The sequence below is a fragment of the Endozoicomonas sp. ALD040 genome (assembly GCF_049275945.1).
Lineage (GTDB): Bacteria > Pseudomonadota > Gammaproteobacteria > Pseudomonadales > Endozoicomonadaceae > Endozoicomonas_A.
Genome location: NZ_CP184829.1, coordinates 1,692,838 through 1,718,307, shown reverse-complemented (window position 1 = coordinate 1,718,307; position 25,470 = coordinate 1,692,838). Strand labels below are relative to the sequence as shown.

Sequence of the window (25,470 nt, the reverse complement as noted above, 5' to 3'; positions counted from 1 at the left end):
AACATGACTAACCTTGCAAGCCTCAAGGACTCAGGTCCCAGCAAACTTCGCCACGACTGGACACATGACGAAGTCGAAGCCCTGTTTCAAATGCCGTTCAATGATCTGGTCTTCCAGGCTCAGCTGGCCCACAGAGAACATTTTGATCCCAACCGGGTGCAGGTTAGTACACTACTGTCCATCAAGACAGGTGCCTGCCCGGAAGACTGTAAATATTGTCCCCAGAGTGGTCACTACAACACCGGACTGAACAAGGAAAAGTTGATGGCAGTGCGCAAGGTTCTGGAAGAAGCCCGCCGCGCCAAAGCTTCCGGGGCGACCCGCTTCTGCATGGGAGCTGCCTGGAAAAACCCACCTGAGAAGGACATGCCCTACATTCTGGAAATGGTGAAAGGAGTCAAGGAAATGGGTCTGGAGACCTGTATGACCCTGGGTATGTTAAATGACGATCAGGCTGCACAGCTGGCCCGGGCTGGTCTGGATTATTACAACCACAATCTGGACACCTCACCAGAGTTTTACGGCAGCATCATCACCACTCGCACTTACTCAGATCGTCTTAATACCCTTGCCCATGTGCGTGATGCGGGAATGAATATCTGCAGTGGTGGTATCGTCGGTCTGGGTGAAACAGAAAGAGACCGTGCCGGTATGTTGATCCAGCTGGCCAACCTGCCCAAACATCCGGAAAGTGTGCCCGTAAATATGTTGGTTCGCGTCGAAGGTACGCCCTTGGCTGATGTCGAAGCTGTCGACGGTATCGATTTTGTTCGTACCATCGCAGTTGCCAAGATCATGATGCCTGCTTCCTGTGTACGCCTGTCTGCCGGTCGTGAAAACATGAGTGATGAGCTGCAGGCTCTGGCTTTTCTGGCAGGTGCCAACTCAATCTTCCTGGGTGACAAACTGCTCACGACGGCCAATCCCAAAGAGAGCCGTGACCGGCAACTCTTCAACAAACTGGGTATCAACAGAGGTGACGCCAACGGGCTGGAAGAGCAAACGCTGGAGGCCATATGCCCTCTGCGCGAGCAGGACTCTTTATTAAATAATGAGCTGAATAATGAACAGTATTACGACGCCATGGGTCAGCAGGCTTCCTGATGGCTTTCGACCTTGAGAAGGACCTTCAAATCCGGCGGGCCCGGGGCCTTTACCGGACAAGGAAAACGCTTGAGGTTCCTCAGGGGGCAGAAGTGGTGGTCGATGGCAAGTCCTATCTGGCTTTCTGCAATAACGATTACCTGGGTCTGGCTAATCATCCGGACATCTGTGCTGCCATGGCTCGGGCCACTTCTGATTACGGTACCGGCGGCGGCGCTTCCCATTTGGTCATTGGCCATAGTCGTGCCCATCATCAGCTGGAAGAAGAGCTGGCAGAGTTCACCGGTCGTGAGCGGGTTTTGCTGTTTTCCAATGGCTACATGGCGAATCTGGGGGTCATCACTGCCTTGCTGGGTAAAGAGGATGCGGTTTTTCAGGATCGTCTGAATCATGCTTCTCTGCTGGATGCCGGTTTGTTATCCGGGGCAAGGTTTCAGCGATATCTCCACAAAGATCTGGCAAACCTGGAGACCCGGCTGAACCGCACCGATGGGCGGCGCAAGCTGATTGTTACTGACGGCGTTTTCAGTATGGACGGTGATCTGGCTCCTCTGAAAGCCTTAGCAGAACTTGCCCATCGACAGGATGCCTGGTTGATGGTGGATGATGCCCATGGCTTCGGTGTTCTGGGTAACAACGGCGGCGGAGTTGCTGAACATTGTTCTCTGGGTCAGAGAGACTTGCCGGTCCTGGTAGGAACTTTGGGTAAAGCGTTTGGTACGGCAGGTGCTTTCGTTGCAGGGAGTGAAGCCCTGATTGAAACTCTGATCCAGTTTGCCCGAACCTATATCTACACCACGTCAATGCCTCCGGCCATTGCAGAGGCAACAAGAGTGAGTCTTGAAATTCTGAAGCAAGAAAGCTGGAGACGAGAGCACCTGGACAAGCTGGTTCAATACTTCAGAAAAGAGTGCCAGCAGATGGGGCTGAAACTGATGGACTCGCACTCTCCGATTCAGCCTGTTATTGTCGGGTCTGCAGATACCGCTGTAGCCATGAGTGACGCTCTGGCAGCACAGGGTATCCTGGTGACGGCCATTCGTCCCCCCACGGTTCCTGAAGGAACTTCAAGGTTACGCATTACCTTCAGTGCAGCTCACAAACAACAGCATGTAGAACAGCTACTGCATGCACTGGAAAGAACAGTACGCCCATCACAGGAGGAAGTAGCGTGAGTTTACCCATTGTTCTGGTTAGTGGATGGGCGATGCCTGCAGCTGTCATGGAGCCTCTGGCGAGTGCTTTGGACGGCGATGGTCGAGTGTCTGTGGTGCAGCTGCCGGGCCTGGTCCGGGAGCGCAGAAAATATGACTGGAAGCAACTGCTGGACTACCTCGACATGCATTTGCTGGACCCTCCCGTCATCCTGGTTGGCTGGTCCTTAGGAGGCACTTTGGCTTCTATCTACGCCAGTCAGAATCCAGACAAGGTAGCCGGTCTGGTGACACTGGGCTGTAATCCCTGCTTTGTCAGAAACAAGGACTGGTCAGAAGCAATGCTGCCACAGACCTTTGAAAGTTTTTATGCCGGAATGCAAGAAGATTCTGCGGCCACCGTTGACCAGTTTTCCCTGCTCTGCTGCATGGGTAATGGCAATCGAAAAGAGGTCGCCAGACATTTGCAAAACGCGATTCGCCGGGACGCTGACCTGGAAGCAACCATTCTTCTGCAATTGCTGAAATTGCTGGGTACCAGTGACGTTCGTTCACAGCTGGCTGATATCCGTTGTCCGGTATTGCATTGTTTTGGCAAGGATGATGCGCTGGTGCCCATTGATACCGGCAAGAGAATCGAGCAGGACTACCCGGGTCACAAAGTTCTGATGATGGAAGGCGGTCATTGCTTTTTCCTGGACCAGGGCTCTGGTGCCATCAGACAGGTAGCGGATCAGGTTAATCGCCTATGCAACCGAAGCTGAAAGCGGCTGATTGTGGGGCAGAAGCCCGCATCAACAAACAACGTGTTGCTGCCAATTTCAGTCGCGCTGCAACCACTTATGACTCCGCTGCAGTGCTTCAGAAGCGTGTAGCAGCCAGAGCCATGATGGGGCTGCCAACGGATATTTGTCCTGAGTATGTATTGGATCTTGGTTCAGGTACGGGCAGCCAGACTGGGTTACTCTCCGGACATTTCCCCGATTCCCATGTAACCGGTTTGGATCTGGCCATGGGCATGCTCAAGTTTGCCCGGTTGCAGTGCGACTCAGCTTCCTGGTGTTCAGGTGATATTGAGTCACTGCCGTTTAAGTCAGAAAGCTTTGACCTGGTGTTCTCCAGCCTGGCCATTCAATGGTGCTCATTTGAGACGGTGCTGAAGGAAATCTATCGGGTACTCCAACCGGGTGGGGTCTTTGTTTTCTCCAGCCTGGCCAGTGGCACTATGGTGGAGTTGCAAGAAGCCTGGCGACAGGTCGACAGTCATGTCCATATCAACGGCTTTGACAGTTTTGAACAGCAAAGGCTGTGGTTGCTTGAATCAGGCTTCAGGCAGCAATCTTTTAAGCAGCAGGCTGAGACGCTTTACTACCCCGAGCTGTTTCAGATGTTGAGAGAATTAAAAGCATTGGGGGTAAATACGGTGCATGGTCGGCCATCCGGTTTGGTAACCCGGAGGCGGTTGACCCAACTGCAGGAAGCCTACGAGTCTTTTCGGGCGGACGCCGGTTTACCCCTCTCCTATCAGGTGTTGTACGGAATTTTAAGAAAACCAGCCCATGCCTAGAACGTTTTTTGTCACCGGCACCGATACGGATGCCGGGAAGACTTTTGTCACCTGTGTAATGTTGCAGGCTGCCAATGAGCAAGGGCTTAAAACACTGGCCCTGAAACCGGTGGCTGCGGGCTCCGATGAGACTTCAGACGGCCCAAGAAATGCTGATGCCCTGAACCTGATGAGTGCCATGAATATCAAGTTGAGTTATTCACAGGTTAATCCGGTTCTTTTTGAAGCACCCATTGCCCCTCATATTGCGGCACAGGAAGAAGGTCGGCGAATCACTGTCGATCGTCTGACCGGCTTTTGCCGTGGGGCCCTGATGACCCGCCATGATCTTTCTTTCATTGAAGGCGCGGGCGGTTGGCGAGTCCCCCTGAACGACCGGGAGATGCTGGCCGATCTGGCTAAGGCGATGAACCTTCCGGTGATTCTGGTGGCAGGAATGAAGCTGGGATGTATCAGTCATTCCCTGTTGACGGTCGAATCCATTTTGCAAAGTGGTTGTCAGCTGGCGGGTTGGGTGGCCAATCAGGTGGATCCCGATATGAGCCGTTTTCAGGAAAATGTTGAAGCTCTCAAGCAGTCAATTCATGCGCCCTGCCTTGGCGTTGTCCCCTGGTGTTCTGAACAACAGGCGGGTGACGCGGTAGTCAGTCTTGATCTCTCTCTTTTAACTGTCTGATCTTTTGTGAACTACTCGCTCCTAGCAGCGAGTAGTTCACCACAGTAAGCGAGACAGTGAGCCGCTTGCTTCCCGGGTGACCGCAATAAAAAAGCCAGTGTTCAGGTTTCTCTGCAAATCCTTCGCAACACAGGCATCGGATCATGTCGCCCTTTCGGGCAACGGCATCCGGAGGTACTTCACGCTGTTTGCTGAATGGGATGATGCCTTTTTTCCTACCTTGCCCCGGCGTTGATCAGGAGTCTCTCGCAGTCAGCATTGCCCATCCCGGTTGCGATGGCAAGAAGAGTGGTGCCATCCGACAAGACGGCGTTGAGGTCAGCCCCGGCGTTGATAAGGAGTTCCACGCAGTCGGTGTTATCTTCTTGTACAGCCATGAGCAACGGGGTGGCACCATCCTCGATCCAGACGGCATTGGGATCGGCCCCGGCGTTGATCAGGAGTTTCACACAGTCGATGTGATTTTCTTGTGTAGCGATGAACAGTGGGCTGGCGCCATCCTCAGCCCGGGCGTTGATATTCGCCCCGGCGTTGATCAGGAGTTGCACGCAGTCGGTATTGCCCTTCTCGGCTGCTATGAGTAGCGGGGTGGTGCCATCCTCAGTCCGGGCGTTGATATCCGCCCCGGCATTGATCAGGAGTTTCAGGCAGTCGGTGTGATTTTTTTGTGCAGCGATAAGCAATGGGGTGGAGCCACTCTTATTCCGGAGGTTGAGATCGGCCCCGGCGTTGATGAGGAGTTCCACGCAGTCGGTATTGCCCTCCTGGGCTGTGATGAATAGTGGGGTGATGCCATTCTCACTCGGGATGTTGATATCCGCCCCGGCGTTGATCAGGAGTTTCAGGCAGTCGATGTGATTTTCTTGTGCAGCTATGAACAACGGGGTGGTACCATCCTTGATCCAGACGGCATTGAGATCGGCCCCGGCGTTGATCAGGAGTTTGACGCAGTCGATGTGATTTTCTTGTGTAGCGATGAACAGTGGGCTGGCGCCATCCTCAGCCCGGGCGTTGATATCCGCCACGGCGTTGATAAGGAGTTCCACGCAGTCGGTATTGCCCTTCTGGGCTGCGATGAATAGCGGGGTGGCACCATCCTCGATCCAGACGGCATTGAGATCGGCCCCGGCGTTGATCAGGAGTTTCAGGCAGTCGATGTGATTTTCTTGTGTAGCGATGAACAGTGGGCTGGCGCCATCCTCAGCCCGGGCGTTGATATCCGCCTCGGCATTGATCAGGAGTTTCACGCAGTCGGTGTTATTTTCCTGGGCAGCGATGAACAGTGCCGTGGCACCAGCCTCATCGACAGCGTTGAGATTCGCTGCGGCGTTGATAAGGCGTTCCACGATAGCCTTGTGTCCCCGGTAGGATGCGATCAGCAAGGCAGTCAAGCCATTCGTCATAACGGCATTGACATTGACGCCTTCTGCCAGTGACCTATTCAACTGATCCAAATCTCCGTTCAGACAGGCACTATAAAACGTCTGATCGGGGAAAAATGTATCCGGGTGAGATTCACCGGTGTTCAGATTCACCACAGGCATCGGGTCCTGCCGACAAATAGCGCACCGACGTGAGCCGATGGGCTGATCAATAAAACATCTTGAAATACAGTCCAGATCGAAGCGGTGACCACAACATTGGGTTTTGACGACCACAGGGGCTGGACTTCGGCCATGAAAGTAAGCCAAACAAACAGGACAGTGATCGGCCTTAAGTGTCAATGGGGAGAGTACAGAGAGCAATGCGATCCGTAAAAAGAACATCTGTGTTGGTCAAGCAAGTGGCCAGGGTTTGATGCAGAAAAATTATGGTAGTTTATTTATGGGCCTATCAAAGTTTGCTGTGGCTAAATAATCACGCATTTTAAAATACAGAAGCCGACAACAACTGAAAGCCGTGTTCACTGGATAATACAACGACTTTCTGTTGTTCCCTCCCTTGCTCCGGCATTGATCAGGAGTCTCGCGCAGCCAGCATTGCCCATCTCGGTTGCGATGGCGAGAGGAGTAGTGCCATCCGACAAGGCGGCGTTGATATCTGCCTCGGCCCTGATCAGGCGTTTCAGACACTCTATATTGCCATCCCGGGCTGCGATGAACAGCGTGGTCGCGCCATCCTCAGTCCTTCGGGCGTTGAGGTCAGCCCCGGCGTTGATCAGAAGTTCCATGCATTCGGTATTGCCCTTCCGGGCTGCAATGAATAGCGGGGTGGTGCCATCCTTACCCGGGATGTTGATATCTGCCCCGGCGTTGATCAGGAGTTTCAAGCAGTCGGTGTTATTTCTATAGGCAGCAACGAACAACGGTGTGGCACCAAGCTTGGTCCAGACGGCGTTGAGATCCGCCCCCTCTTTGATCAGAAGTTTAACGCAGTCGATGTGATTTTCTTGTGCAGCTATTAACAGTGGGCTGACGCCATCCTTAGTCCGGGCGTTGATATCTGCCCCGGCGTTGATCAGGAGTTTCAGGCAGTCGGTGTTATTTTCTTGCGCAGCGATGAGCAGCGGGGTGGCACCATCCTGGATCAGGGCGGCGTTGAGATCTGCCCCGGCGTTGATCAGGAGTTTCAGGCAGTCGGTGCTATTTTCTTGTGCAGCCATGAAAAGCGGGCTGGCGCCATCATTATTCTGGGCGTTGAGATCAGCCCCGGCTTTAATCAAGAGTTTCAAACAGTCGGTGTTATTTTCTTTTGCAGCGATAAACATTGGGGTGACGCCTCTCTCATTCCGGGGGTTGAGATCCGTCCCGGCGTTGATCAGGAGTTTCAGGCAGGCGGTGTGATTTTTTCGTGCAGCGATAAGCAATGGGGTGGAGCCACTCTTATTCCTGGGGTTGAGATCCGCCCCGGCGCTGATCAGGAGTTTCACGCAGTCGGTGTTATTACGCAGGACTGCCATGAACAGCGGGCTGATGCCGTCTTCAGTTCGGGTGTTGATATCAACCCCGGCCTTGATCAGGGCTTTCATGCAGTCGGCGTTATTTTCCTGGGCAGCCAAGAGCAGCGGGGTGACGCCATACCTAGGCCCGGCATTGAGATCTGCCTTGGCTTCGATCAGGGCTTTCACGCAGTCGGTATTGCCTTTCGCAGCAGCGATGAGCAGCGGGGTGTTGCCATCCTCAGTTTTGATGTTGAGGTTCGCCTTTGCTTCGATCAGGGCTTTCACGCAGTCGGTATTGCCCAACTGGGCGGCCATGAACAGTGGGGTGGAGCCATCCTCAGCCACCGCATTGAGATCTGCACCGGCCTTGATCAGGAGATTCACGCAGTCGGTGTTATTATTCTGGGCAGCGAGGAACAGTACCGTGCCACCATCCCTATCGGCGGCGTTGGGATTCGCCCCGGCGTTGATCAAGAGTTTCACACAGTCGATGCTATTTCTCAGGACAGCGATGTACAGCGGAGTGATGCCATCTTCAATTCTGGTGTTGATATCCGCCCCTGCCTTGATCAGGAGATTCACGCAGTCGGTGTTATTTTCCTGGGCAGCGAGGAACAGTGCCGTGGCACGAGCCTCACTGGTGGCGTTGAGATTCGCTCCGGCGTTGATCAGGCACTCGACGATAGCCTTGTGCCCCCGGTAAGATGCGATCATCAAGGCAGTGAAATCATCATGCGTAATGGCATTGACATTGACGCCTTCTGCCAGTGACCTCTCCACCTGATCCAAATCCCCGTTTAAACAGGCATTAAAAAACGTCTCATCGGGAAAAAATGTATCCGGATGAGATGCACCAGTGTTCAGATTCACTACAGGCATCGGGTCTTGCCGACACATAGCGCACTGGCGTGAGCCGATGGGCTGATCAACAAAACACCTTGAAATACAGTCCAGATCGAAGCGGTGACCACAGCATTGGGTTTTGACGATCACAGGGGCTTCAGTTCTGCCATGAAAGTAAGCCAAACAAATAGGACATTGATCGGCCTTCAGTGTCCATGGGGAGAGTACAGAGAGCAATGCGATCCGTAAAAAGAACATCTGTGTTGGTCAAGCAAGTGGCAAGGGTTTGATACAGAAAAATTATGGTAGTTTATTTATGGGCCTATCAAAGTTTGCTGTGGCTAAATAATCACGCATTTTAAAATAGAGAAGCCGACAACAACTGAAAGCCGTGTTCACTGGATAAAACAACGCCTTTCTGTTGTTCCCTGTCTTGCCCCGGCATTGATCAGGAGTCCAGCGCAGTCGGCATTGCCCATCTCGGTTGCGATGGACAGCGGGGTGGCACCTTTCTCATTCCGGGCGTTGAGATCCGCCCCGGCGGTGATAAGGAGTTTCACGCAGTCGATGCTATTGTTCTGGACAGCGAGGTACAGCGGGGTGATGCCATTTTCAGTTCGGGTGTTGATATCTGCCCCGGCCTTGATCAGGAGTTTCAGGCAGTCGGCGTTGTTTCCCTGGGCAGCCAGGAGCGACGGGGTGATGCCACTCTTATGCCCGGCATTGAAATCTGCCTTGGCTTCGATCAGGGCTTTCACGCAGTCGGTCTTGCCTTTCGCAGCAGCGATGATAAGCGGGGTGTGGCCAACCTTATCCTTGACGTTGAGGTTCGCCTTCGCTTCGATCAGGGCTTTCACGCAGTCGATGTTGCCTGTCTGGGCGGCCATGGACAGTGGGGTGGAGCCATCCTCAGTCCCGGCATTGAGATTTGCCCCGGCCTTGATCAGGAGTTTCACGCAGGCGGTGTTATTTTCCTGGGCAGCGGCGAACAGTGCCGTGGCACCAGTCTCAGTGGCGGCGTTGAGATTGGCTCCGGCGCTGATCAGGCGTTCGACGATATCCGTGTGCCCCCGGTAAGATGCGATTATCAAGGCAGTGGAATCATCATACCTAACGGCATTAATATTGACTCCTTCTGCCAGTGACTTCTCCACCTGATCGAAATCCCCGTAATAACAGGCAGTGTAAAACGTATGATTGGGGAAAAATGTATCCTGGTGAGATTCATCGGTGTTCAGATTCACAACAGGCATGGGGTCTTGTCGACACATAGCGCACCGACGTGAGCCAATGGGCTGATGAACAAAGTCTCTTGTAATACAGTCCAGATGGAAGTGGTGGCCACAGTGGGTTCGACATTGGGTTTTGACGTCCACTGGCGCCACATCGCAGCCATGGAATTCATCGTGACAAATAGGGCAGACATCGGCCTCCGACTTTACGTCAGCTCCAATGGTGAGAGGGGGGCGAGCAATACCATCCATAAGTAAAACAACTGTGAAAGCAGCAAAATAATATAGATAAGACACAAGAACGGTAGGATAGTTCATTTATGTGGCTGTAAAGTCCGCTGTGGCTAAATAATCACCTATTTCAAAACATCAGATGCAAATCTGCCGCAATACCGGCACCGGGTCATGCCGACCTGTCGCACACCGGCCTCATTCACCTTCCCGGCATTGCCTCTGTTTCCTGCCTGGCCCCGGCGTTCATCAGAAGTCTCGCGCAGTCGTTATTGCCCATCCCGGTTGCGATGGCGAGAGGAGTGGTGCCATCCGACAAGGCGGCGTTGATATCTGCCTCGGCCCTGATCAGACGTTTCATGCAGTCGGTATTGCCCATCGCGGCTGCGATGTGCAGCGCAGTGATGCCGTATTTATTCTGGGCGTTGAGATTCGCTCTGGCGTTGATCAGGAGTTTCAGGCAGTCGGTGTTATTATCTTGTGCAGCGATGTGCAGCGGGGTGGCACCGTTCTCATTCCGGGGGTGGTTGAGATCTGCCCCGGCGGTGATAAGGAGTTTCACACAGTCGATGCTATTGTTCTGGACAGCGATGTACAGCGGGGTGATGCCATCTTCAGTTCGGGTGTTGATATCCGCCCCGGCCTAGATCAGAAGTTTCAGGCAGTCGGCGTTATTTTCCTGGGCAGCCAAGAGCGACGGGGTGATGCCACTCTTATGTCCGGTATTGGGATCTGCATTGGCTTCGATCAGGGCTTTCACGCAGTCGATGTTGCCCTCCTGGGCGGCCATGGACAGTGGGGTGGAGCCATCCTCAGTCCCAGCATTGAGATCTGCCCCGGCATTGATCAGGAGTTTCACGCAGTCGGTGTAATTTTCCTGGGCAGCGAGGAACAGTGCCGTGGCACCAGCCTCACTGGCGGCGTTGAGATTCGCTCCGGCACTGATCAGGCATTCGACGATAGCCTTGTGCCCCCGGTAAGATGCGATCATCAAGGCAGTGAAATCACCATGCGTAATGGCATTTACATTAACGCCTTCTGCCACTGACCTCTCCACCTGATTCAACTCCCCGTCAACACAGGCATCATAAAACGCCTGATCGGGAAAAAATGTATCAGGGTGAGATTCACCGGTGTTCAGATTCACCAAAGGCATCGGGTCTTGCCGACACATAGCGCACCGACGTGAGCCGATGGGCTGATCAACAAAGCACCTTGAAATACAGTCCAGATCGAAGCGGTGACCACAGCATTGGGTTTTGACGATCACAGCGGGCAGACTTCGGCCATGAAAGCAAGCCAAGCAAATAGGACATTGATCGGCCTTCAGTGTCCATGGGGAGAGGATAGAGAGCAATGCGATCCGTAAGAAGAACATCTGTATTGGTCAAGCAAGTGGCTAGGGTTTGATGCCGAAAAATTATGGTAGTTTATTTATGGGCCTATCAAAGTTTACTGTGGCTAAATAATCACGCATTTTAAAATACAGAAGCCGACAACAACTGAAAGCCGTGTTCACTGGATAATACAACGCCTTTCTGTTGTTCCCTGCCTTGCCTATCTTCCCTGCCTTGCCCCGCTGTTGATCAGGAGTCTCGCACAGTCGGTATTGCCCATCTCGGTTGCGATGGCCAGTGGGGTGGTGCCATCCGGCGGGGCGGCGTTGAGATCGGCCCCGGCGTTGATCAGGACTTTCACGCAGTCGATATTGCCTTTCGCAGCAGCGATAAACAGCGGGGTGGTACCATCCGACGTAGAAGCGTTGAGATCCGCCCTGGCGTTGACCAGGAGTTTCACGCAGTCGATATTGCCTTTCGCAGCAGCGATAAACAGTGGGGTAGAGCCTCTCCTGGTTCGCGTCTTGGGATCTGCTCCGGCGTTGATCAGGAGTTTTACGCAGTCGGTATGGCCTTTCTCAGCAGCGATAAACAGCGGGGTAGCGCCTCTCCTGGTTCGCGTCTCGGGATCTGCCCCGGCGTTGATCAGGAGTTCTACGCAGTCAGTGTTGCCATTCTGGGTAGCGATGAACAGCGCAGTGGCACCAACCTCACAGGCGTCGTTGAGATTCGCCCCGGCGTTGATCAGGAGTTTTACGCAGTCGGTCTGGCCTTTCTCAGCAGCAATAAACAGCGGGGTGGTACCATCCGACGCAGTAGCGTTGAGATCCGCCCTGGCGTTGATCAGGAGTTCCACGCAGTCGATATTGCCTCTCGCAGCGGCGATGAACAGCGGGGTAGCGCCTCTCCTGGTTCGCGTCTTGGGATCTGCCCCGGCGTTGATCAGGAGTTTTACGCAGTCGGTATGGCCTTTCTCAGCAGCGATAAACAGCGGGGTAGCGCCTCTCCTGGTTCGCGTCTCGGGATCTGCCCCGGCGTTGATCAGGAGTTCCACGCAGTCAGTATTGCCATTCTGGGTAGCGATGAACAGCGCAGTGGCACCAACCTCACAGGCGGCGTTGAGATCCGCCCCGGCGTTGATCAGGAGTTTTACGCAGTCGGTCTGGCCTTTCTCAGCAGCAATAAACAGCGGGGTGGTACCATCCGACGCAGTAGCGTTGAGATCCGCCCTGGCGTTGATCAGGAGTTTCACGCAGTCGATATTGCCTTTCGCAGCAGCGATGAACAGTGGGGTAGAGCCTCTCCTGGTTCGCGTCTTGGGATCTGCCCCGGCGTTGATCAGGAGTTTTACGCAGTCGGTATGGCCTTTCTCAGCAGCAATAAACAGCGGGGTAGCGCCTCTCCTGGTTCGCGTCTCGGGATCTGCCCCGGCGTTGATCAGGAGTTCCACGCAATCAGTATTGCCATTCTGGGTAGCGATGAACAGCGCAGTGGCACCAACCTCACAGGCGGCGTTGAGATTCGCCCCGGCGTTGATCAGGAGTTTTACGCAGTCGGTCTGGCCTTTCTCAGCAGCAATAAACAGCGGGGTGGTACCATCCGACGCAGTAGCGTTGAGATCCGCCCCAGCGTTGACCAGGAGTTTTACGCAGTCGGTCTGGCCTTTCTCAGCAGCAACAAACAGCGGGGTGGTACCATCCGATGCAGTAGCGTTGAGATCCGCCCCGGCGTTGATCAGGACTTTCACGCAGTTGATATTGCCTTTCGCAGCAGCGATGAACAGTGGGGTAGAGCCTCTCCTGGTTCGCGTCTTGGGATCTGCCCCGGCGTTGATCAGGAGTTCCACGCAGTCTGTGTGATTTTCCTGGGCAGCGAGGAACAGCGCCGTGGCACCAGCCTCACCAGGGGCGTTGAGATTCGCTCCGGCGTTGATCAGGCGTTCGACGATAGCCTTGTGCCCCCGGTAGGATGCGATCATCAAAGCAGTGTAACCATCATGCGTAACGGCATTGACATTGACGCCTTGTGCCAGCGACCTCTCCACCAGATCCAAATCCCCGTCATTACAGGCATCATAAAATGCCTGATCGGGGAAAAATGCATCCGGGTGAGATTCACCAGTGTTCAGATTCACCACAGGCATCGGGTCCTGCCGACACATAGCGCATTGACGTGAGCCGATGGGCTGATCAACAAAACACCTTGACATACAGTCCAGATCGAAGCGGTGACCACAACATTGGGTTTTGACGATCACAGGGGGCAGACTTCGGCCATGAAAGTAAGCCAAACAAATAGGACATTGATCGGCCTTCAGTGTCCATGGGGAGAGGATAGAGAGCAATGCGATCCGTAAGAAGAACATCTGTATTGGTCAAGCAAGTGGCTAGGAGCCTGACCGAGAATAGACTGCCCTACTGCGGCGGCAGAAAATTGGTCTGAAAATCCGCTTTTGTTCGTCAAATAGCTCGCTATTCTCCTCACAAAACCGAATTTTCATCCTCAATTTTCTGCCGTCCTCGCTACGGGCGCTATTCTCGGTCAGGCTCCTAGGGTTTGATGCCGAAAAATTATGGTAGTTTATTTATGGGCCTATCAAAGTTTACTGTGGCTAAATAATCACGCATTTTAAAATACAGAAGCCGACAACAACTGAAAGCCGTGTTCACTGGATAATACAACGCCTTTCTGTTGTTCCCTGCCTTGCCCGGGCATTGATCAGGAGTTCCACGCAGTCGGTATGGCCCATCCCGGTTGCGATGGCGAGAGGAGTGGTGCCATCCGACAAGGCGGCGTTGATATCTGCCTCGGCCCTGATCAGGCGTTTCAAACACTTGATATTGCCTTCCCGGGCTGCGATGAACAGCGGGGTCGCGCCATCCTCAGTCCTGCGGGCGTTGAGATCGGCCCCGGTGTTGAGCAGGAGTTCCACGCAGTCGGTATGGCCCTTCTGGGCTGCGATGAATAGCGGGGTGGTGCCATCCTCACCCGGGATGTTGATGTCCGCCCCGGCACTGATCAGGATTTTTACGCACTCGGTATTGCCCATCTCGGCTGCGATGTGCAGCGCAGTGGTGCCGTATTTGGTCCGGACGTTGAGATCCGCCTCGGCGTTAATCAGGTGTTTCAGGCAGTCGGTGTTATTTTTTTGTGCGGCGACGTGCAGCGGGGTGCCGCCATCATTATTCTGCTTGTTAAGGTCCGCCTCTGCTTCGATCAGGAGTTGTACAATATCGGTGTTATTTTCTTGTGCAGCAATGAACAACGGGGTAGCACCCTCCTCGATCCAGACGGCGTTGAGATCCGCTCCCTCTTTGATCAGGAGTTTCACGCAGTCGGTGTTATTTTCTTGTGCAGCCATGAACAGTGGGCTGGCGCCATCCTCAGTCCGGGCGTTGATATCCGCCCCCTCTTTGATCAGGAGTTTCAGGCAGTCGATATGATTTCTTAGTGCAGCGATGTACACAGGGCTGGCGCCACTCTCAGTCCGGGCGTTGATATTCGCCCCCTCTTTGATCAGGAGTTTCACGCAGTCGATGCTATTACGCAGGACGGCGACAAAAATCGGGCTCATGCCATCTTCAGATCGGGCATTAAGATCTGCCCCGGCCTTGATCAGGAGTTTCAGGCAGTCGGCGTTATTTTCCTGGGCAGCCAAGAGCACCGGGGTGATGCCACTCTTATGCCCGGCATTGGGATCTGCCTTGGCTTCGATCAGGGCTTCCACGCAGTCGGTCTTGCCTTTCGCAGCAGCGATGAGTAGCGGGGTGTGGCCAGCCTTATCCTTGACGTTGAGGTTCGCCTTCGCTTCGATCAGGGCTTTCACGCAGTCGATGTTGCCCAACTGGGCGGCCATGGACAGTGGGGTGGAGCCATCCTCAGTGCCAGCATTGAGATCTGCCCCGGCCTTGATCAGGAGTTTCATGCAGTCGGTGTTATTTTCCTGGGCAGCAGCGAACAGTGCCGTGGCACCAGTCTCACTGGCAGTGTTGAGATTCGCTCCGTGGCTGATCAGGCGTTCGACGATAGCCTTGTGCCCCCGGTAAGATGCGATTATCAAGGCAGTGACATCATCATACCTAACGGCATTAATATTGACTCCTTCTGCCAGTGACTTCTCCACCTGATCGAAATCCCCGTCATAACAGGCAGTATAAAACGTCTGATTGGGGAAAAATGTATCCTGGTGAGATTCACCGGTCTTCAGATTCACAACAGGCATGGGGTCTTGCCGACACATCGCGCAGTGTCGTGAGCCAACGGGCTGATGAACAAAGTGTCTTGTAATGCAGTCCAGATGGAAGCGGTGGCCACATTGGGTTCGACATTGGGTTTTGACGTCCATTGGCGCCACATCGCGGCCATGGAATTCATCGTGACAAATAGGGCAGACATCGGCCTCCGACTTTACGTCAGCTCCAATGGTGAGAGGGGGGCGAGCAATACCATCCATAAGTAAAACAACTGTGAAAGCAGCAAAATAATATAGATATGACATGAGAGAGGTAGGATAGTTCATTTATGTGGCTGTAAAGTCCGCTGTGGCTAAATAATCACCTATTTCAAAATATCTGATGCATATCTGCCGCAATACCGGCACCGGGTCATGCCGACCTGTCGCACACCGGTCTCATTCACCTTCCCTGCATTGCCTCTGTTGCCTGCCTGGTCCCGGCGTTGGTCAGGAGTCTCGCGCAGTCGGCATTGCCCATCTCTGTTGCGATGGCGAGAGGAGTGGTGCCGTCCGACAAGGCGGCGTTGATGTCTGCCTCGGCTCTGATCAGGCGTTTCAGACATTCGATATTGCCTTCCCGGGCTGCGATGAACAGCGGGGTCGCGCCATCCTGAGTCCTGCGGGCGTTGAGATCGGCCTCGGTGTTGAGCAGGAGTTCCACGCAGTCGGTATGGCCCTTCTGGGCTGCGATGAATAGCGGGGTGGTGCCATCCTCACTCAGGATGTTGATGTCTGCCCCGGCACTGATCAGGCGTTTCACACACTCGGTACTGCCCATCTCGGATGCGATGTGCAGTGCAGTGCTGCCGTATTTAGTCCGGGCGTTCAGATCTGCCCCGGCGTTGAGCAGGAGTTTCAGGCAGTCCGTGTTATTTTTTTGCGCAGCGATGTGCAGCGGGGTGCCGCCATCATTATTCTGCTTGTTAAGGTCCGCCTCTGCTTCGATCAGGAGTCTCACAATATCGGTGTTATTTTCAAGTGCAGCAATGTGCAATGGGGAGGCACCATGCTCGATCCAGACGGCGTTGAGATCCGCCCCCTCTTTGATCAGGAGTTTCACGCAGTCGGTGTTATTTTCTTGTGCAGCCATGAACAGTGGGCTGGCGCCACTCTCAGTCCGGGCGTTGATATCCGCCCCCTCTTTGATCAGGAGTTTCATGCATTCGATATGATTTTCTTGTGCAGCGATGTACACAGGGGTGGCACCATTGTTATTCGGGGTGTTGATATCCGCCCCCTCTTTGATTAGGAGTTTCACGCAGTCGATGCTATTACGCAGGACGGCGACAAACAGCGGGCTCATGCCATCTTCAGATCGGGCATTAAGGTCCGCCTCGGCCTTGATCAGGAGTTTCATGCATTCGGTGTTATTTGCCTGGGCAGCCAAGAGCAGCGGAGTGGTGCCATTCTCAGGCTTGGCGTTGGGATCTGCCTTGGCTTCGATCAGGAGTTTCACGCAGTCGGTGTTGTCTTCCGCAGCAGCCATGATTAGCGGGGTGTTGCCATCCTCATCCTTGGTGTTGAGGTTCGCCTTGGCTTCGATAAGGGCTTTCAGGCAGTCGGTATTGCCCATCTCGGCAGCGATGGACAGAGGGGTGGCACCATTCTTGGCCCTGGCATTGAGATCTGCCCCTTTATTGATCAGGAGCTTCACGCAGTCGCTTTTATTTTCCTGGGCAGCGAAGAGCAGCGGAGTGGCACCAAGCTCATTCCGGGCGTTGAGATCCGCCTCGGCGTTGATCAGGAGTTCCACGCATTCGGTATTGCCATTCACAGCAGCCATGATTAGAGGGGTGTCGCCATCCTCATTCCGAGCGGTATTGACGTCCGCTCCGGCGTTGATCAGACGTTCGACGACATCCGTGTGCCCCCTGATGGATGCCACCATCAAGGCAGTCAAACCATACGTCATAATGGCATTGACATTGACGCCTTCTGCCAGCGACCTCTCCACCTGATCCAAATCCCCGTAATAACAGGCATCATAAAATGCTTGATTGGGGAAAGATGTATCCGGGTAAGATTCACTGGTGTCCAGATTCACTACAGGCATCGGGTCTTGCCGGCACACCGCGCAGTGTCGTGAGCCGATGGGCTGATAAACAAATTGTTCTGAAATACAGTCCAGATGGAAGTGGTGGCCGCAGTGGGTTCGACATTGGGTTCTGACGTCCACTGGCGCCACATCGTGGCCATGAAATTCAGTCAAACAAATAGGGCAGACATCGGCCTCCGACTTTACGTCAGCGCCAATGGGGAGAGGGGGGTGAGCAAGGCTATCCATAAGAGTTGAACATTCTTGATATCCAATAAATAGTACTGATCAGACATAAGAAAATTACGATAGTTCATTTGTTTGGCTATTAAGTTTGCTGCGGCTAAATAATCACCAATTACAAAAACTCAGAAGATGGGAACACCTGAAAGCCTTGTTCACTGGACAACATAATGTCTTTCTTTTGTTTTTTTCACCGCCTCTGTCCCCCTCTTTGCCCCGGCGTTTATCAGGAGTCTTGCGCAGTCGGCATTGCCCATCCCGATTGCGATGGCGAGAGGAGTGGTGCCGTCCGACAAGGCGGCGTTGATGTCTGCCTCGGCTCTGATCAGGCGTTTCAGACACTCGATATTGCCCTCCCGGGCTGCGATGAACAGCGGGGTCGCGCCATCCTCAGTCCTGCGGGCGTTGAGATCGGTCTCGGTGTTGAGCAGGAGCTCCACGCAATCGGTATGGCCCTTCCGGGCTGCGATGTGCAGTGCAGTGCTGCCGTATTTAGTCCGGGCGTTGAGATCCGCCCCGGCGTTGAGCAGGAGTTTCAGGCAGTCCGTGTTATTTTCTTTTGCAGCAACGTGCAGCGGGGTGAAGCCATCATTATTTTGCTTGTTAAGGTCCGCTTCTGCTTCGGTCAGGAGTTTTACAATATCGGTGTTATTTTCTTGTACAGCAATGAACAATGGGGTGGCACCCTCCCTGATCCAGACGGCATTGAGATCTGCCCCCTCGTTGATCAGAAGTTTCACACATTCGATGTGATTTTTTTGTGCAGCGATGAACAGTGGACTGACGCCATCTTTAGCCCGGGCGTTGATATTCGCCCCCTTTTTGATCAGGAATTTCAAGCAGTCGATATGATTTTCTTGCGCAGCGATGTACACAGGGGTGACACCATCGTTATTCGGGGCATTGATATTCGCCCCCTCTTTGATCAGGCGTTTCATGCAGTCGATGCTATTACGCATCACGGCGATGAATAGCGGGGTCATGCCATCTTCAGTTCGGGCATTAAGATCCGCCCCGGTCTTGATCAGGGCTTCCATACAGTCGCTATGACCCATCGCAGCAGCGATCATCAGCGAGGTGCTGTCATCCTTATTCCGGGCGTCGGGGTCTGCCTTGGCTTTGAGCAGGGCTTTTACGCAAGCGGTATGGCCATTCGCAGCAGCGATGAACAGCAGGCTGCTGCCAGCCTCGGTCCGGACGTTAGGATCCGCCCCGGCGTTGAGCAGGAGTTTCACGCATTCGATGTAATTATTTTGTACCGGAATGAAAAGCGCGGTGACGCCATCCTCATCCCTGGTGTTGAGGTTCGCCTTGGCTTCGATAAGGGCTTTCAGGCAGTCGGTATTGCCCATCGCGGCAGCGATGGACACAGGGGTGGCACCATTCTTGGCCTCAGCATTGAGGTCTGCCCCTTTATTGATCAGGAGCTTAACGCAGTCGCTGTTATTTTCCTGGGCAGCGAAGAGCAGTGGGGTGCCGCCATCCTCATTCCGAGCGGTGTTGACCTCCGCTCCGGCGTTGATCAGACGTTCGACGATATCTGTGTGCCCATTGATGGATGCCAACATCAAGGCAGTCAAACCATCCGTCATAACGGCATTGACATTGACGCCTTCTGCCAGCGACCTCTCCACCTGATCCAAATCCCCGTAATCACAGGCATCACAAAATGCCTGATTGGGGAAAGATGTATCCGGGTAAGATTCACCGGTGTCCAGATTCACTACAGGCATCGGGTCTTGCCGGCACATCGCGCAGTGTCGTGAGCCGACGGGCTGAAAAACAAATTGTTCTGAAATACAGTCCAGATGGAAGCGGTGGCCACAGTGGGTTCGACATTGGGTTCTGACGTCCACTGGTGCCACATCGTGGCCATGGAATTCAGCCAAACAAATAGGGCAGACATCAGCCTCCGACTTTACGTCAGCGGCAATGGAGAGAGGGGGGTGAGCAATACTATCCATAAGAGTTGAACATCCTTGATAACTAATAAATAGTTCGAATTAGACATAAAAAAAGTACGATAGTTCATTTATTTGGCTATAAAGTTTGCTGCGGCTAAATAATCACCTATTGCGAAAACTCAGAAGATGGAAACACCTGAAAGCCGTGTCCTCCGGACAACCTAACGCCTTTCTTTTGTTCCTTTCACCGCCTCTACTCCCTCTCAGCCCCGGCGTTCATCAGGAGTCTCGCGCAGTCGGCATTGCCCATCCCGGTTGCGATGGAGAGAAGTGTGGTGCCATCCGACAAGACGGCGTTGATATCTGCCTCGGCCCCGATCAGGCGTTTCAAACACTCGATATTGCCTTCCCTGGCTGCGATGAACAGCGGGGTCGCGCCATCCTTAGTTCTTCGGGCGTTGAGGTCGGCCCCGGCGTTGATCAGGAGTTCTACGCAGTCGGTATTGTCCTCCCTGGCTGCGATGAACAGCGGGGTCGCGCCATCCTCAGTCCTTCGGGCGTTGAGGTCAGCCCCGGCGTTGATCAGGAGTTTCAGGCAGTCGGTGTGATTTTCTTGTGCAGCCATGAACAACGGGGTGACACCCTCCTCAATCCAGACGGCGTTGATGTCGGCCCCGGCGTTGATCAGGAGTTTCACGCAGTCGATGTGATTTTCTTGTGCAGCGATGAACAGTGGGCTGGCGCCATCCTTAGCCCGGGCGTTGATATCCGCCCCGGCGTTGATCAGGAGTTTCAGACAGTCGATATTGCCCCTCTGGGCTGCGATGAATAGCGGGGTGGTGCCATCCTCACAGGGGATGTTGAGATCCGCCCCGGCGTTGATCAGGAGTTTCAGACAGTCGATGTTATTTTTTTGCGCAGCCATGAACAACGGGGTGGCACCATCCACGAGCCAGACGGTGTTGAGATTGGCCCCGGCGTTGATCAGGAGTTTCACGCTGTCAATGTGATTTTCTTGTGCAGCGATGAACAGTGGGCTGGCGCCATCCTTAGCCCGGGCGTTGATATCCGCCCCGGCATTGATTAGAAGTTTCACGCAGTCGCTGTGATTTTCCTGGGCAGAGAGGAACAGTGCCGTGGTACCAGTCTCAGAGGTGGCGTTGAGATTCGCTCCGGCGTTGATCAGGCATTCGACGATAGCCTTGTGCCCCCGGTAAGATGCGATCATTAAGGCAGTGAAATCATTATGCGTAAAGGCATTGACATTGACGCCTTCTGCCAGTGACTTCTCCACCTGATCCAAATCTCCGTAATAACAGGCATCACAAAACGTCTCATTGGGGAAAAATGCATCCGGATGAGATTCACCGGTGCTCAGATTCACTACAGGCATCGGGTCTTGCCGGCATATCGCACACTGTCTTGAGCCAACGGGCTGAGAAACAAATTGTCTTGAAATACAGTCCAGATGGAAGTGGTGGCCACATTGGGTTTTGACGACCACTGGCGGTACTTCGTGGCCATGAAAATCAGCCAAACAAATTGGGCAGACATTGACCTCCGGCTTTACGTCAGTTCCCATGGAGAGGAGGGCGAGCAATACCATCCATAAGTAGAACATCTGTGAAACCTGCCAGATAGTACAGATTAGTCATAAGAACAGCAGGTTAGTTCATTTATGTGGCTATTAAGTTCCCTGCGGCTAAATAATCACCTATTTCAAAATCTCAGAAGATGGGAACACCTGAGAGCCTTGTTCACCGGGAAGGATGTTAATTTTCCTGCATTGTCTCTGTTTCCTGCCTTGCCCCGTGATAGATCAGGAAATTCGCGCATGAGGTATTGCCCATCCTGGTTGCGATGGCCAGTGGGGTGGTGCCATCCGATAAGGCGGCGTTGGGATCCGCCCCGGCTTTGACAAGGAAACCCAGGCAAAAGATATTGCCCTCCTGAGCTGCGAGGTACACCGGGGTGGAGCCATCCGTAGTCCGGGCGTTGGGGTCCGCTCTGTTTTTGAGCAGCAGTCTCATGATTTTGTTGTTATTATGCAGGATCGCGATTAGCAAGGAGGTGCAGCCATTCGGCAAGGCAGCGTCGACATCCGCTCCAGCTTCAATAAGTTTTACCGTGCAGCAGGTGTTATTTTCCTTGACAGAGGTTAGCAAAGGGGTAAAGCCGTCCTTGTTCCGGGCGTTAAGATTCGTCTCAGCTTTGATCAGGAGTTCCAGGTTGTCGACGTGATTGTTCTGGGCAGCCAGGGACAGTGGTGTGGCGCCCAGGGAATCGGCGGCATTGACTTTCGCCCCGGCGTTGAGCAGGAGTTCCACAACGGCAGGGTTATTTTTTCTGGCAGCCAAGAGCAGTGGTGTGGCGCCATCCTCAGTCCGGACAGCGTTGACCTGCGCCCCAGACCTGATCAGGTGTTCGACGACCTCCTCGCTCCCGGTCGAGGATGCTATCATCAAGGCGGTGAGATCATCAGTCATAACGGCATTAACATTGACTCCTTCTGTCAATGACTTCTTCACCTGATCCAAGTCCCCTTTATAGCACGCACTTAAAAACACCTCGTCGGGGAAAGATTCATCCGGGTAAGTTTCGCCGGTGTTCTTATTCACCACAGGCATGGGGTTTTGCTCGCACACCATGCACTGGCGTGAGCCGATGGGCTGTTTAACCACATGCTTGGAAATACAGACCCGATCGAAGTCGTGGCCACATTGGGTTCGACATGGGGTTCTGGCAGCCAGAGCCGCCACATCGCGGTCATGGAAATCAACCGGACAAACAGGACTGGCATCGGCCTTCGCCGCCTCTTTTTCCGCCACGGCGTTGCTCAGTAGTTTCACGCAGTCGATATTGCCCAGCTTGGTTGCGATGGACAGCGGGGTGTTACCATTGGGCAAGGTAGCGTCGGGATCTGCGCCCCTGTCGATCAGGCGTTTCACCACATTGGTGTTATTTTTTCTGGCAGCAAAGTGCAGCGGGGTGGCGCCATATTTATTCCGGACGCGGGGGTCCGCCCCTTCGTCGAGCAGGAATTGCACGAAGTCGGCATTGCCCTTATCGATTGCCTCGAACAGCGGGGTGCCGCCATCCTCATCCCGGACCTTGAGATCCGCCCCATTCTCTAGCAGGAGTTTAACCATATCGGCGTTATTTTTTTGGGCAGCCAAGTGCAGCGGTGTGGTGCCAAACATAGTGGGAGTGTGGACATTAGCCCCGGCTTTGATCAGGCGTTTCACGCAGTCGATATTATTTTTCAGGACTGCGATGGCCAGTGGGGTTTTGCCATCGGGCAAGTCAGTGTCGAGATCCGCCCCATTGTTGAGTAAGAGTTCCAGAATGTCGGTTTTATTGTCCTGGGCAGCGCAGAACAGCAGGCTCCTGCCATAGGCAGTGGGCTTATTGACGTTTGCCCCGGCATTGAGCAGGTGTTTCACGCAGTCGATATTATTTTCCTGGACTGCGATGGCCAGTGGGGTGGTACCATCGGGCAGGGCAGCGTTGATATCCGCCCCATTGTCGAGCAGGAGTTGCATGCAGTCGCTATTGCCCATCTCGGCTGCTAAGAACAGCGATGTGGCGCCCTTCATATTCCGCTCGTCGATATCCACCCCTTTCTCGAGCAGGAGTTTCACAATATCGGTGTTATTTTTTCGGGCAGCGAAGTGCAGCGGGGTCTCGCCATCCTTATTCCGGGCGTTGAAATCCGCCTCGTTTTCGAGCAGGAGTTTCACAATATCGGTGTTATTTTCATGGGCAGCGGAGTGCAGCGGGGTGTGGTCAATCTTATTCCGGGCGTCGAGCTCCGCCCCTCCCTCGAGCAGGAGTTTCACAATATCGATGTTATTTTTTCGGGCAGCGAAGTGCAGCGGGGTGTCGCCAAACACAGTGAGCATGTTGACATTCGCCCCGGCTTTGATCAGGTGTTTCACGCAGTCGATATTGCCCATCAGGGCTGCATAGTGCAGCGGTGTGTCGCCACACTCATTGCGGGCGTCGAGCTCCGCCCCTTTCTTGAGCAGGAGTTTAACAATATCGGTGTTATTTTTTAGGGCAGCGAGGTGCAGCGGAGTGGACCTACTAGAGGCTTGGACAGCGTTAACGTCTGCCCCGTGTTTGATCAGGTGTTTGGCGATGTCTGTGTACCCCCTAAAGGATGCCGTTATCAAGGCAGTGCAATTATCCTTCATAGCGGCATTGACATTGACTCCTTCTGCAAGTGACTTTTTCACCTGATCCAAATTTCCATTCAAGCAGGCAACTGAAAACACCTGGTCGGGGAAAAACTTGTCCGGGTGAGATTCACCGGTTTTCAAATCCAACACAGGGAACGGGTTCTGTCCGCAATGCAAGCAGCTGCGTGAGCCTATGGGCTTATAAAGAAATAGCCATGTAAGATAGGCCAGATCAAAGCGGTGGCCACAGCGGGTTTGACATTCCTGTTTGAGGTCCACAGCCGCCACATCGCGGCCGTTGAACTTAACGAGACTGACAGAACAGATATCGGCCTTCGACGTTACGTCATTGCTCGAGGGAAGACGGTGGGGATTAATAGCGTCCATAACTAGAATCTCCATGTTATTCAATAAGTTATATAAGTTAGACACAAAAAAAGTACGATAGTTCATTTTTATGGCTACAAAGTTTTTTGTGGCTAAATCATCACGCATTGCAAAACTCAGGGGATGAAAACACTTGAAAGCCGTGTTTACAGGATGATGCAGAGTCCTTCTTCTGTTCTTCTTGTCTTAGCCTCGTTAATGGCTTCCACGCAGTCGAAATGGCCCATCATGGTTGCGACGTTCAGCGGGGTGGCGCCATTGGTCAGAGCAGCGTCCGGATCCGCTCCTTTCTCGAGCAGGAGCTGTACGCACTTGCTTCTGCGTTTGAAGACTGCGACGAACAGCGGGGCGAAGCCATCCGAGAGAGCGGCGTTGGGATCTGCCCCAGCGTTGAGCAGGAGTTCCAAACATTCGCTATGGCCTCCGTCAGCAGCTACGAACAGCGCAGTGGTGCCGTATTCAGTCCGGGCGTCGAGATCCGGCTCTTTCTCGAGCAGGAGTTGCACGCAGTCGATCTTGCCTCTGAGGGCTGCGGCGTACAGTGGAGTGACGCCATTCAACAAGGCGGTGTTGGGATTCACCCCTTTGTCGAGCAGGAGTTTCACGCAGCCGCCAGAGCCCTGCTGGGCTGCCATGGACAGCGGGGTGGCGCCATCCGAAGTCCGGGGGGTGTTGAGATTTGCCCCGTTGTCGATCAGGAGTTTCGCAATTTCGGTGTGATTTTTTTGTGCAGCGAAGAACAGCGGGGTGACGCCATTCTCATTCCGGGCGTTGATATCCGCCCCGTAGATGAGCAAGAGGTTCACGCATTCGATATTGCCTTTCTGTGCTGCGATGTGCAGCGGGGTCATGCCACAAGACAAGACGGCGTTGGGATTCGCCCCGGCGTTGATCAAGAGTCTCACGGAGTCAATAGAGCCCGTCTGGGCCGCCATGGACAGCGGGGTGTGGCCATCCTTAGTCTGGGGGAGGTCGAGTTTCGCCCCCTTACTGATCAGCAGTTCCACAATGTCGGTGTGATTGTTTTGCGCAGCGAAGAACAGTGATGTAACGCCTCTCTCAGCCATAGTGGCGTTGACGTTCGCCCCGTTGTTAATCAGGACTTCGGCTAATTCTGTGTGCCCCTCAGCGGATGCAATCAACAAGGGATTGAAATCATAACTCATAACGGCATTGACATAGACTCCTGCTGCCAGTGACTTCTTCACCTCATCCACATCCCCATTCCAGCAGGCACGAGAAAACGCCTGGTCGGGAAAAAACTCGTCCGGGTAAGATTTACCGGTTTCCGTATCCAACGCAGGGAACGGGTTTCCTCGGCAATACGCGCAGCTGCGTGAGCCTATGGGCTTATGAACAGATAGCATCGTAAGACAGTCCAGATGGAAGATGTGGCCGCAGTGGCTTTTACATTTAGGGTTGTGTTGCGCAGGCGCCACATTGCGGCCATGGAACTCAGCA

The 25,470-nt window shown here is 53.8% G+C and carries 17 protein-coding genes; 5 read left to right on the top strand and 12 right to left on the bottom strand.

Annotated features, from left to right (window positions below):
- The first annotated feature begins 3 nt into the window (after positions 1–3).
- From bioB to bioD, 5 genes are read left to right on the top strand one after another with little or no spacing between them, the layout of a single operon-like run.
- Positions 4–1,104, top strand: a complete 1,101-nt coding sequence (gene bioB / locus ACOJUN_RS05460; protein ID WP_422135656.1) for a biotin synthase BioB — start codon at positions 4–6, stop codon at positions 1,102–1,104.
- The gene (gene bioF, locus ACOJUN_RS05455) at positions 1,104–2,279 is read left to right on the top strand and encodes an 8-amino-7-oxononanoate synthase (protein WP_422135655.1); all 1,176 of its coding nucleotides are present in this window, start codon (positions 1,104–1,106) and stop codon (positions 2,277–2,279) included. Before bioB ends, bioF begins: the two co-directional genes overlap by 1 nt.
- A complete protein-coding gene (locus tag ACOJUN_RS05450) occupies positions 2,276–3,022 on the top strand; it encodes an alpha/beta fold hydrolase (protein ID WP_422135654.1) in 747 nt (248 codons plus the stop codon). The genes bioF and ACOJUN_RS05450 overlap by 4 nt, the downstream gene beginning before the upstream one ends.
- The gene (bioC, locus tag ACOJUN_RS05445; RefSeq protein ID WP_422135653.1) at positions 3,007–3,825 is read left to right on the top strand and encodes a malonyl-ACP O-methyltransferase BioC; all 819 of its coding nucleotides are present in this window, start codon (positions 3,007–3,009) and stop codon (positions 3,823–3,825) included. Before ACOJUN_RS05450 ends, bioC begins: the two co-directional genes overlap by 16 nt.
- Positions 3,818–4,501 (top strand): dethiobiotin synthase, encoded by a 684-nt coding sequence (gene bioD, locus ACOJUN_RS05440; RefSeq protein WP_422135652.1) that lies wholly within the window; start codon positions 3,818–3,820, stop codon positions 4,499–4,501. Before bioC ends, bioD begins: the two co-directional genes overlap by 8 nt.
- Positions 4,502–4,716: 215 nt before the next feature.
- Here bioD and ACOJUN_RS05435 read toward each other — a convergent pair whose 3' ends face one another.
- From ACOJUN_RS05435 to ACOJUN_RS05380, 12 genes are all read right to left on the bottom strand, one after another.
- A complete protein-coding gene (locus ACOJUN_RS05435; RefSeq protein ID WP_422135651.1) occupies positions 4,717–6,267 on the bottom strand; it encodes an ankyrin repeat domain-containing protein in 1,551 nt (516 codons plus the stop codon).
- A gap of 137 nt (positions 6,268–6,404) precedes the next feature.
- Positions 6,405–8,483 carry an ankyrin repeat domain-containing protein gene (locus tag ACOJUN_RS05430; RefSeq protein ID WP_422135650.1) on the bottom strand — a complete coding sequence of 693 codons (2,079 nt, stop codon included), beginning with the start codon at positions 8,481–8,483 and terminating at the stop codon, positions 6,405–6,407.
- 137 nt (positions 8,484–8,620) lie between these two features.
- A complete protein-coding gene (locus ACOJUN_RS05425) occupies positions 8,621–9,709 on the bottom strand; it encodes an ankyrin repeat domain-containing protein (RefSeq protein ID WP_422135649.1) in 1,089 nt (362 codons plus the stop codon).
- A gap of 181 nt (positions 9,710–9,890) precedes the next feature.
- Positions 9,891–10,319 (bottom strand): ankyrin repeat domain-containing protein, encoded by a 429-nt coding sequence (locus ACOJUN_RS05420; protein WP_422137043.1) that lies wholly within the window; start codon positions 10,317–10,319, stop codon positions 9,891–9,893.
- Positions 10,320–10,331: 12 nt separating this feature from the next.
- The gene (locus ACOJUN_RS05415) at positions 10,332–11,066 is read right to left on the bottom strand and encodes an ankyrin repeat domain-containing protein (protein WP_422135648.1); all 735 of its coding nucleotides are present in this window, start codon (positions 11,064–11,066) and stop codon (positions 10,332–10,334) included.
- Positions 11,067–11,245: 179 nt separating this feature from the next.
- Complete coding sequence (locus ACOJUN_RS05410) at positions 11,246–13,390, bottom strand: ankyrin repeat domain-containing protein (protein WP_422135647.1); 2,145 nt, start codon at positions 13,388–13,390, stop codon at positions 11,246–11,248.
- Positions 13,391–13,690: 300 nt separating this feature from the next.
- The gene (locus ACOJUN_RS05405; RefSeq protein ID WP_422135646.1) at positions 13,691–15,478 is read right to left on the bottom strand and encodes an ankyrin repeat domain-containing protein; all 1,788 of its coding nucleotides are present in this window, start codon (positions 15,476–15,478) and stop codon (positions 13,691–13,693) included.
- 181 nt (positions 15,479–15,659) lie between these two features.
- Positions 15,660–17,543, bottom strand: a complete 1,884-nt coding sequence (locus ACOJUN_RS05400; RefSeq protein ID WP_422135645.1) for an ankyrin repeat domain-containing protein — start codon at positions 17,541–17,543, stop codon at positions 15,660–15,662.
- A gap of 149 nt (positions 17,544–17,692) precedes the next feature.
- Positions 17,693–19,501: an ankyrin repeat domain-containing protein gene (locus tag ACOJUN_RS05395; RefSeq protein ID WP_422135644.1), complete on the bottom strand. Its 1,809-nt coding sequence runs from the start codon at positions 19,499–19,501 to the stop codon at positions 17,693–17,695.
- A gap of 193 nt (positions 19,502–19,694) precedes the next feature.
- Positions 19,695–21,062 carry an ankyrin repeat domain-containing protein gene (locus tag ACOJUN_RS05390; RefSeq protein WP_422135643.1) on the bottom strand — a complete coding sequence of 456 codons (1,368 nt, stop codon included), beginning with the start codon at positions 21,060–21,062 and terminating at the stop codon, positions 19,695–19,697.
- A gap of 151 nt (positions 21,063–21,213) precedes the next feature.
- Positions 21,214–24,009 carry an ankyrin repeat domain-containing protein gene (locus ACOJUN_RS05385; RefSeq protein ID WP_422135642.1) on the bottom strand — a complete coding sequence of 932 codons (2,796 nt, stop codon included), beginning with the start codon at positions 24,007–24,009 and terminating at the stop codon, positions 21,214–21,216.
- Positions 24,010–24,155: 146 nt separating this feature from the next.
- Complete coding sequence (locus ACOJUN_RS05380; protein ID WP_422135641.1) at positions 24,156–25,307, bottom strand: ankyrin repeat domain-containing protein; 1,152 nt, start codon at positions 25,305–25,307, stop codon at positions 24,156–24,158.
- Between the last annotated feature and the right edge of the window lie 163 nt (positions 25,308–25,470).